Origin of the sequence: Streptomyces sp. ICN903 (assembly GCF_022015835.1) — a bacterium.
Classification (GTDB): domain Bacteria; phylum Actinomycetota; class Actinomycetes; order Streptomycetales; family Streptomycetaceae; genus Streptomyces; species Streptomyces fenghuangensis.
On sequence record NZ_JAKMAY010000491.1, the window covers coordinates 1 to 2,443 of the forward strand.

A 2,443-nucleotide genomic window follows, 5' to 3' on the forward strand; every position below is an offset into this window, starting at 1 on the left:
GGGCCGGTGAGGTCGTCGGGGTCGGAATCGGTCACGGTTCGGCGCTCCGGGTCAGCAGTCGGAGGAGAAGCGGACCGAGCCCGCCCCCAGGCGAGCGCCGCACCACACCCGGATGCCGTCGCGCAGTTCGTTGTCCTCGCCGACGACCGCACCGTCTCCGATGACCGCGCCCTCCAACACCGTACGCGCCCCTATGCGCGCTCCCGTGCCGACGAGCGAGTCACGCACGACGGCGCCCGGACCGACGACCGCGCCGTCCAGCACCGTGCTGCCGTGCACCCGGGCCCCCTCCGCGATCACCGCGCCCGCGCCGACCGCCGTACCGCCGGTCAGCTTGGCGCCGGGGGCCACCTGCGCGCCGTCCAGCACCAGCCGCTCGCCGCGGCGGCCGGGCACGGCCGGGGAGGGCGCGTGGCCGAGCACCAGGTCGGCCGAGCCGCGGACGAAGGCCTGCGGGGTGCCGAGGTCGAGCCAGTAGGTGGAGTCGACCATGCCCTGCAGATGGGCGCCTTCGGCGAGCAGCCCGGGAAAGGTCTCGCGCTCGACGGAGACCGGGCGGCCTTCGGGGATGGTGTCGATCACCGACCGGTCGAAGACGTACGCGCCCGCGTTGATCTGGTCGGTGACGATCTCCTCGGGGGTCTGCGGCTTCTCCAGGAAGGCGGTGACCCGGCCGTCGGCGTCGGTGGGGACCAGGCCGAAGGCGCGCGGGTCCGCGACCTTCGTCAGATGGAGGGAGACGTCGGCGCCGGAGGAGGTGTGGGTCTCCACCAGGGCGCGGATGTCGAGGCCGGTGAGGATGTCGCCGTTGAAGACCAGCACCGGGTCGCCGGGGCCGCAGCGGAGCCGGGAGGCGACGTTGCGGATGGCCCCGCCGGTGCCCAGCGGCTCCTCCTCGGTGACGTACTCCAGGTGAAGTCCCAGGTCCGAGCCGTCGCCGAAGTACGGCTCGAAGACCTCGGCCAGGTAGGAGGTGGCGAGTACGACGTGCTCGACCCCGGCCGCGCGGGCACGGGCCAACTGGTGGGTGAGGAAGGGGACTCCCGCCGCCGGGACCATGGGCTTGGGGGTGTGGACCGTCAGCGGCCGCAGCCGGGTTCCCCTGCCCCCGACGAGGAGGATCGCTTCTGTCACCGGTTCTTCTCTGCTTCCTGCTGGGGACCGTGCCTGGTGGCCGGGCCAGTGTAGGCGGCCCGGCCGGCACGGTCCCCGGTGCGGCTGCCGCCGGGGGCCGGGGCCGCGCCGGCGTCGCGGGTGGCGCGGGGCCGGCGCGGTCCGCGCTTCCTGCCGCTACCTGCCCTGCAGCCGGGCCGCGGTGGCCCGGATGGTGCCCAGCCTGGAGTAGAGCCGGTCGCCCGGGCAGCCGGTGACGTAGCCGTCCCGGTGTCCGGAGACGGTGCGGAGCCTGACGGTGGTGCCCTTGGGGTACTTGCCGCCGCCGGAGGTCATGGTGGCGGTGCCGCGCGGGTCGACGCCGTGCAGGCCCAGCTTCCAGGCGACGAGCTTGGAGACGGCGTCCACCGCGGCCGTGGAGGGGTTGGTGCTGTTGTACGAGCCGAGGACGGCGATGCCGGTGCTGTCGTGGTTGAAGCCGTAGGTGTGGGCTCCCATCACCGGGTTGGCCACGCCGCCGGCGCGGCCCTCGTAGATCTTCCCGCACTTGTCGACGAAGAAGTTGTAACCGACGTCCCGCCAGCCGTTGCTCTGGACGTGGTAGCGGTAGATGCCCCGGATGATGGAGGCGGACTGGCCGCACGAGTAGTTGTTGCTCATCGCCGTGTGGTGGACGAAGGCCATCCTGACCGTCTTGGTGTAGAGGAACGGTCCGCGCAGCCGCTCGTCGGCCCCCCACCCCTTGCGGGTGACGATGCCGGGCCGGGGGCCGATGGGGGCGTCGGCGGTGGCCTCCGACCGCCCGGCCTGCCCGGCCTGCCCGGAGGCCCGTACCGCGAGCAGGTCCTCGCCGGCCCCCTGCCGGTCCAGAGCCGGGATCTCCAGGGCTCCGGCCGGGGCGAGCGCGGAGTTCGCCTCGCCCGCGGGGTCCTCCTTCCCGGACTCGGCCGCGGGGTCGTCACCGGGGTGGACCAGGTCCAGGCGCAGCCCCTCGGGCAGCCGGTGCGCCCCGGAGGCGCCCTCCTCCGGCAGGACACGGGCCTGTACGCCGTTGGAGTCGCCCACCCACAGCGGTGCCGTCGCTCCGCGCACCTCGTCCCCGCGGGACTCGGCCGAGTCCGGGTCGGGCCGGTCGGCATGGGTCTCCAGGTCCTGCCAGGACGACCACTCGCCGGTGGCCGCGGACTTGGTGCGCACCTGGATCCGGCCGTGCAGTTCCTCCTCCGGGTCGTCCCAGACCACGCCGAGCAGCGAGAAGGGTTCGACCTCGCGGGCCGGGAGGCCGAGGGACACCGAGTCGGACGAGCCGGGCGGGGTGGTCGTGGGCGGC

At 74.1% G+C, this 2,443-nt stretch carries 2 protein-coding genes; both read right to left on the reverse strand.

From position 1 onward, the window contains the following. Positions 1–51: 51 nt before the first annotated feature. Positions 52–1,134, reverse strand: coding sequence for an NDP-sugar synthase (locus L7D48_RS28080; RefSeq protein ID WP_237883798.1), 1,083 nt, complete (start codon positions 1,132–1,134; stop codon positions 52–54). Between the two features lie 156 nt (positions 1,135–1,290). Then, positions 1,291–2,443: N-acetylmuramoyl-L-alanine amidase (locus L7D48_RS28085; RefSeq protein WP_237883800.1), on the reverse strand; the 1,153-nt coding region annotated here is incomplete at its 5' end.